The sequence below is a fragment of the Microbacterium sp. K41 genome, from assembly GCF_004794395.1.
GTDB classification, from domain to species: Bacteria; Actinomycetota; Actinomycetes; order Actinomycetales; family Microbacteriaceae; genus Microbacterium; species Microbacterium sufflavum.
In genome coordinates this window covers 1-6,917 of record NZ_SSDO01000164.1, presented here as the reverse complement: position 1 = coordinate 6,917, position 6,917 = coordinate 1, and the positions used below count along the sequence as shown (strand labels likewise).

The 6,917-nt window shown below is 73.0% G+C and carries 8 protein-coding genes; 3 read left to right on the top strand and 5 right to left on the bottom strand.

The genetic code is table 11. The annotated features are described in order from the left end of the window. Together DW309_RS04320 and DW309_RS04315 are read left to right on the top strand one after the other, a co-directional pair. Positions 1-1,041 (top strand): serine hydrolase domain-containing protein (locus DW309_RS04320; protein ID WP_136044666.1); only part of this gene is annotated, 1,041 nt, incomplete at its 5' end. Then, positions 1,038-2,669 carry an ABC transporter ATP-binding protein gene (locus tag DW309_RS04315; RefSeq protein WP_136044665.1) on the top strand — a complete coding sequence of 544 codons (1,632 nt, stop codon included), beginning with the start codon at positions 1,038-1,040 and terminating at the stop codon, positions 2,667-2,669. The genes DW309_RS04320 and DW309_RS04315, both read left to right, overlap by 4 nt. 26 nt (positions 2,670-2,695) lie before the next feature. On the opposite strand, the gene DW309_RS19340 is transcribed toward DW309_RS04315, so the two are convergent. The 5 genes from DW309_RS19340 to DW309_RS04295 are packed head-to-tail and all read right to left on the bottom strand — an operon-like array spanning position 2,696 to position 5,587. Further along, positions 2,696-2,860 (bottom strand): hypothetical protein, encoded by a 165-nt coding sequence (locus DW309_RS19340; protein ID WP_168387172.1) that lies wholly within the window; start codon positions 2,858-2,860, stop codon positions 2,696-2,698. After that, positions 2,857-3,426, bottom strand: coding sequence for a YdeI/OmpD-associated family protein (locus tag DW309_RS04310; protein WP_136044664.1), 570 nt, complete (start codon positions 3,424-3,426; stop codon positions 2,857-2,859). Before DW309_RS04310 ends, DW309_RS19340 begins: the two co-directional genes overlap by 4 nt. A 1-nt stretch (position 3,427) precedes the next feature. Beyond that, entirely contained in the window at positions 3,428-4,237 is an 810-nt protein-coding gene (locus DW309_RS04305; RefSeq protein WP_136036235.1) for an HAD-IIA family hydrolase, read from the bottom strand. A 36-nt stretch (positions 4,238-4,273) separates the two neighbouring features. Then, positions 4,274-4,906 (bottom strand): metal-dependent transcriptional regulator, encoded by a 633-nt coding sequence (locus DW309_RS04300; protein WP_136044663.1) that lies wholly within the window; start codon positions 4,904-4,906, stop codon positions 4,274-4,276. Positions 4,907-4,915: 9 nt separating this feature from the next. Next, the gene (locus tag DW309_RS04295; RefSeq protein ID WP_136030791.1) at positions 4,916-5,587 is read right to left on the bottom strand and encodes a TetR/AcrR family transcriptional regulator; all 672 of its coding nucleotides are present in this window, start codon (positions 5,585-5,587) and stop codon (positions 4,916-4,918) included. 69 nt (positions 5,588-5,656) lie between these two features. On the opposite strand from DW309_RS04295, the gene DW309_RS04290 reads away from it, so the two are divergent. Beyond that, a partial coding sequence (locus DW309_RS04290) for an amidohydrolase (protein ID WP_136044662.1) occupies positions 5,657-6,917 on the top strand: 1,261 nt, incomplete at its 3' end.

Below are 6,917 nucleotides of genomic sequence, written 5' to 3'. Positions count from 1 at the left end.
CGCGGCGACACCGCCCCCCGCGCGGTGGTCGCCGGGGTGGTCACGCGCACCTCGCGTGACGTCGCGGTGGGTGGCCTCGCGGACCTCGCGGGAACCCCGGTCACGCGCGACACCGCCTTCGACCTCGCCTCGGTGTCGAAGGTCGCGGCGACCACCACGGCTCTGCTGCGCCTGGTGAGCACGGGCGACCTCGGCGTCGACGACCCGGTCGACCGCTTCCTCCCGGGCACCGCGTGCGCTCCCGGCACCACGGTGCGCCACCTGCTGCAGCACCGCGCCGGACTGTGGGAGTGGCAGCCGCTGTACCTCGATCCCGCCCCCGCCGACGCGGTCGTGGACGCCCTGCCGCTGCGCTACGGCCTCGACGAGGGGCGGCACTACTCCGACCTGGGCTTCATCCTGCTCGGGCGCCTCATCACCGCGGTGACCGGCCTTCCGCTCGACGCCGCCGTGCGGGAGCTCGTCACCGCGCCGCTGGGACTCGCGCACACGGGCTACGGCCCCGTCGGCCCTCCCGTCGCGTCCTCCGGCATCGGCGACGCCGCCGAGCGCCGCATGGTGGCCACGGGCGACCCCTACCCGATCCTCACGTCGCGCCGGCACTTCCCGTGGCGGGAGGACGAGATCGCCGGCAGCGTCAACGACGGCAACTGCTTCCACGCGCTCGGCGGCGTCTCCGGACACGCGGGCCTGTTCGGCACGGTCGACGACCTGCTCACGCTCGGCGCCGCGCTCGCCGACGCCGACCGGCACACCGACCTCTGGCACCCCGACGCGGTCGCCGACTTCTTCCGCGACGGCCCGGACGCCGGTCAGGCCCTGGGCTGGCGCAGCGACACCGTGCCGGTCGACGGCCGCCCCACGCGCCTGCTGTGGCACCCGGGCTACACCGGCTGCGCGCTCGGCCTCGTGCCGGCGACGGGGACCGCGGCCGTGCTCCTGAGCACCCGTCTCCTCGCGGCCGAGATCGCCCCGACCGAGACCCTGTGGCGTGCGGCGCTGCCCGCCCTCCTGGACCCCGAAGGAACGAGTACCCCATGAGCACCACCCCGCCCGTGCTGAGCATCGACGGCCTCGCCGTCGCCTTCCGGACCGGTTCCGAGCTGATCACCGCGATCAGCGACGTGAACATCGACATCGCCGCGGGCGAGACCGTCGCGGTGGTCGGCGAGTCCGGCTCGGGGAAGTCCACGACCGCCGCCGCCGTCAACCGCCTGCTCCCCGAGAACGGCGTGATCACGGCGGGCAGCATCCGCTTCGACGGGCGCGAGCTGACCGAGCTGCCCGAGAGCGCGATGATCTCGCTGCGCGGCGCCGGGATCGGGCTCGTGCCGCAGGACCCGATGTCGAACCTCAACCCGCTCATGCGCGTGGGGGAGCAGATCGGCGAGGCGCTGGAGGTGCACGGTCACACCAGCGGCGAGGCGACGAAGGTCCGCGTGGTCGAGCTGCTGGAGATGGTGGGCATCGCCGACGCCGCCCGGCGCGCACGGCAGTACCCGCACGAGTTCTCCGGCGGGATGCGCCAGCGCGTGCTGATCGCGATGGGGCTCGCGTGCAAGCCCCGGCTGCTGATCGCCGACGAGCCCACCTCGGCCCTCGACGTCACGGTGCAGCGCCGCATCCTCGACCAGCTCGATCAGCTCACCGACGAGCTCGGGACCGCGGTCTTCCTCATCACGCACGACCTGGCGCTGGCGGCCGAGCGCGCCGACCGCATCGTGGTCATGTTCCGGGGCCGCGTGGTCGAGGAGGGCACGTCCGCCCAGGTGCTGGGCAACCCGCAGCACGAGTACACCAGGCAGCTGCTGGCCGCGGCGCCGAGCCTCTCCTCCCGGCGCGACGCCCTGCCCGCGCGCACGGCCGCGACCGACGCCGTGCCGTTCGTGGAGATCCGCGACCTGCGCAAGGAGTTCCCGGTGCGCGGCGCCAAGGCCGGGGAGCCGCAGACCTTCACGGCGGTCGACGGTGTGAGCCTCACGATCCGTCGCGGCACGACCGTGTCGATCGTGGGGGAGTCCGGGTCGGGCAAGTCCACGACCGCGAACATGGTGCTGGGGCTGGAGGACGCCACCTCCGGATCGATCCTGTTCGACGGGCTCGACCTCACCACGCTGCGCCGCAAGGAGCTGTTCGCGCTGCGCCGCCGCGTGCAGCCGGTGTTCCAGAACCCCTACGCCTCGCTCGACCCGCGGTTCACCGTGGAGCAGTCGATCGCGGAACCGCTGCGCGTGCACCGCATCGGCACCGCGGCCTCGCGTCACGCCCGCGTCCTGGAGCTGCTGGAGCAGGTGGCGCTCCCGGCCGCGATGGTCGAGCGGCTGCCGCACGAGCTCTCCGGCGGACAACGGCAGCGCGTGGCGATCGCGCGGGCGCTGGCGCTCGAACCCGAGCTGGTGGTGCTCGACGAAGCCGTGTCGGCGCTCGACGTGCTGGTGCAGGCGCAGATCCTCGATCTGCTGGCGGAGCTGCAGACGCGCCTCGGCCTCAGCTACCTCTTCATCAGCCACGACCTCGCGGTCGTGCGGATGATCTCCGACGAGGTGCACGTGATGCAGCGCGGGGTCGTGGTCGAGAGCGGCACACCGGAGCGCATCTTCGACGACCCGCAGCACCCCTACACGCGGGAGCTGCTGGCCGCGATCCCGGGGGCCTCGCTGGCGTCCTGACCGCGGCCGGGGCGACGGCCGCGGGCTCAGCGCTGGCGGTCGTCGTCGTCCCAGGGGCCTTCCCACCAGCCGGCACGCCCGTCGTCCGAGCCGCGGCCGCGACGGGAGCGCACGAACTGCACGATGATTACGGTGAGCGACGTGAGCCCGATCAGGATCAGCACGAGGAACAGCAGGTCGTTCTGGGTCATGGGCGTTTCCCCTCCGCGGCGTCCGCCACGATCTTCGCGATGCGGGCGGCCTTCGTCTCCGGTCGCTTGGCCATCGCGATGTGCGTGAGCCCGAACTTCTTCACCGACTTCGGGAACGCGTCCCAGTTCTCACGGGCGGCGGGGTCCGCGTCGAGTGCGGCCGTGAGCTCGGGCGGCTCGATGCCCGCCTCCGGTCCGTCGAGCAGGGTCCACGAGCCGTTGGCCTTCGCGACCTCCAGCGCCCGGACGCCCGCGGGGGCCAGCAGCCCGGCGGCCTCCAGCTCGGCGATGCGCGCCTTGTTCGTCGCCGCCCACCCGCTGCCGGGCCGCCGCGGCGAGAACCACTGGCCGTTCGTCTGGTCGTCGAAGCTGCGCACCGGGCCGTCGATCCACCCGAAGCACAGCGCCTGCCGCACCGCGTCCTCATAGCCGACGCCGACGGCGGAGCGGCCGCGCACGCTCAGCAGCCACACGCCCGCGGTGCGCTCGTGGTGCTCCTCGAGCCAGGCGCGCCAGGCCGCGGCGTCGGCCGCCGCGATCCGCTCGCCGTCGTCGAGGGCGCCCACGTCAGTCCTCGTCCAGCGTGGGGATCGATGCGGTGATGGTCGGCAGCAGGTCGGCGACGGAGTCCACGATCTCGTCGGGCCGGAACGGGTACTGCTCGATGCTGCGCCGATCGCTGATGCCGGTCATCACGAGCACGGTGTGCAGGCCGGCCTCGATGCCGGCGACGATGTCGGTGTCCATGCGGTCGCCGATCATGCCCGTCTTCTTGGAGTGCGCGCCGATCTTGTTCAGCGCCGAGCGGAACATCATCGGGTTGGGCTTGCCGACCACGTAGGGCTCCTTGCCGGTCGCCTTCGTGATGAGCGCGGCGATCGCGCCGGTGGCCGGCAGCACGCCGTCGATGCTCGGGCCCGTCGCGTCGGGGTTGGTGACGATGAACCGCGAGCCGTTGATGATGTGACGGATGGCCTTGGTGATCGCCTCGAACGAGTAGTTGCGGGTCTCGCCGACCACCACGAAGTCGGGGTTCGTCTCGGTCATGATGAAGCCCGCCTCGTGCAGGGCCGTGAGGATGCCGGCCTCGCCGATCACGAAGGCGGAGCCGCCGGGCAGCTGCTGGGCCAGGAAGTCGGCCGTCGCGAGCGCCGAGGTCCAGATGCGCTCCTCCGGCACGACCAGGCCGCTCTGCCGCAGGCGGGCGGAGAGGTCGCGGGCGGTGAAGATCGAGTTGTTCGTCAGCACCAGGTAGGGGATGTCGTTGCGCTCCCACCCGGCGAGCAGTTCGGAGGCCCCGGGGATGGCGTCGTTCTCATGGACGAGCACGCCGTCCATGTCGGTGAGCCAGCATTCGATGTCGTCACGGTGTGCCATGTGCTCAGCCTAGAGGCCGCGTGTTTCCGGCAGGTCTCAGGCGGTGATCCACACGACGCCGGCGCTTCCGTCGGGAAGGGCTCGCTCGACGCCGTCCAGGCGCACGCCGTCGGCGAGGACCTCGACGGTGCTGCCGACCGTGAGCCCCTCGGCCTCCAAAGCCCGCAGCAGGTCGGAGTCGCGGTCGTCGACCCGCAGCACGCGACCGCTGTGCCCCTCCGCGGCGTCGGCGAGCAGCACGAACGGCTCCCGCTCGATGTGCCCGTCGGCGTCGGGGATCGCGTCGCCGTGCGGGTCGAAGCGCGGGCGGCCCAGGCGGGCGTCGATGCCCTCGAGCAGCCGGTCGCTGATGGTGTGCTCCAGCACCTCGGCCTCGTCGTGCACCTCGTCCCACCCGTAGCCGAACTCCTGCACGAGCCAGGTCTCGATGAGGCGGTGGCGCCGCACCATCGCGAGGGCCCTGGTCGTCCCGGCTTCGGTCAGCCGCACGGCACCGTAGGGCACGTGCGACACGAGCCCCGCGGCGGCGAGCTTCTTCACCATCTCGGTGACCGACGACGGGGCGATGCCGAGCTTGGCCGCCAGCACCGACGGGGTGATCGGGGCGTCCTGCCATTCGGTGTGGGCGTAGACGGTCTTGAGGTAGTCGTCAGCTGCGGGGGAGGCCACCCGTCCAGCCTACGCGGTGGCGTCGGAGGCTCTTTCGGCGCGCGCCCACGCGGTGAGGCCGTGGATGAGGGCGCGCACGCCGATCTCGAACGTGCGGCGGGCGGGGTCGGAGCTGAGGCGGGCGCGAGCGCGCTCGGCCTCGGCGAAGGTCGGGTAGGCGGGGGCGAGGTCGCCGGGCGACATGTTGTCCGCCGGGGCGAGGGCGTCGAGGGCGGATCCGATGATGAAGGACTCCAGGGCGACGATCGCGTCGACGATGGTGTCGGTGGGCCAGCCATCGTCGGCGAGCAGGCGGGCGATCTGCTCGTAGTCGGCGAACGAGCCCTCGTCGGCGTCGATGGGGGAGGTGGCGAGCATGACCATCGCCTGGGGCGCGGCGATCGTGGCGTCGCGGTAGCTGTGCGCCCAGGCGAGGAGCGCGTCCTCCAGTGGCAGGGCCCCGGGCTCGGGGGTGGCGAGGTCGCGGCTGATCCGCCCGCGCATCGCCCGGATCACGGCGTCGCGGCTCTCGAAGTGGTGGTAGAGCGCCGAGGTGCGCACGCCCAGGGACTCCGCGAGCGCCGTCATCGTGAACTGCCGTGGTGTGCGCTCGGCGCTGAGCCGGAACGCCGCCGTGAGAATCCGCTCCTCGGTGAGCACCCTGGTCGACGGGCGGCCCACGCTGCGCGGGGATGTCGTCATCGTGGCTCACTCCTGCTCGGTGTCTGCTACTTTATTGAAACTCTTTCAATTCGCTCGAGGAAGAACGCCATGACGGGTTTCGACGCCGACACTATCGTCACCGGCGCGCGCGTCGTGACCATGGACCCCCGCCGCCCGGAGGCCTCGGCGTTCGCCGTGCGCGACGGCCGTTTCCTCGCGGTGGGCGACGACGCGCTCGTGCGGGAACTGCGCGGCCCGCGCACCGTCGTCCACGACCTCGCGGGAGCCGCGGTCACCCCGGGGCTCATCGACGCCCACCTCCACCCGCTGCAGGGGCTCGAGCTCACCGCCGGGGTCGACCTCGGCGGCATCACCACCGGCACCGCCTTCCTGGCGGCCCTGCGCGCCGAGGCCGACCGCGCGCTGCGCGACGACCGCGACCCCTGGGTGCGCGGCTGGAACCTCGACTACGACGTCTTCCACGAGCTCCCCATGACCGCCGATGCGATCGACGACGCCGTGCGCGGGCTCCCCGCCCTGTTCATCGTGTTCGACGGGCACACCGCCCTCGCCAGTCACGAGGGTCTCCGCCGCGCCGGCATCACCGGGGCCCGCGAGACCGACGACTCCTCGTGCATCGTCGTCGACGGCGACGGGCGGCCGACCGGGGAGCTGCGCGAGCTCGCGGCGTACGAGCCCGTGCGCCTCGCCGCCCCCGCCCTCGACCGCACGCAGACCCTCGCGGCGGGCCACGAGCTGCTGCGCGGACTGCGGGACTCCGGCCTCACGGGCGGCACCATCATGGACGGCGGCTTCGCCACGCTCGACCTGCTCGACGGTCTCGAGCACGGCCCGGGTCTGCCCCTCCGCATCGTGTCTGCAATCGACCACGAGCCCGGGTTCGACGCCGACCGCACGGCGGAGAACCTGCGGATGCGCGACCGCCGCGGCGAGCGGTGGCGCGGCGGCGTCGTGAAGCTGTACGCCGACGGGGTCGTCGAGACGGGCACCGCGTGGCTGTACGAGCCCGATACGGCCGGCGGCGGCACGGAGCCCTTCTGGAAGGACGCCGCCGCCTACGCCCGCACCGTGCGGCGCTACGCCGACGCCGGCTTCCAGGTCGCGACCCACGCGATCGGCGACCGCGCGGTCGGCGAGGTCGTCGACGCCTACCTCGCCGCGGGCGCGCGCTGCGCCACCGGAGCCCCGCACCGCATCGAGCACCTGGAGACCACCACCGACCGCGACGTCGCCCGCATCGCCGCCGCCGGCATCACCGCATCGATGCAGCCGCTGCACCTGCAGTGGCGCAAGGCCGACGCCTCCGACGACTGGTCGCGGCGCCTCGGCCCCGCCCGGGCCGCCCGGG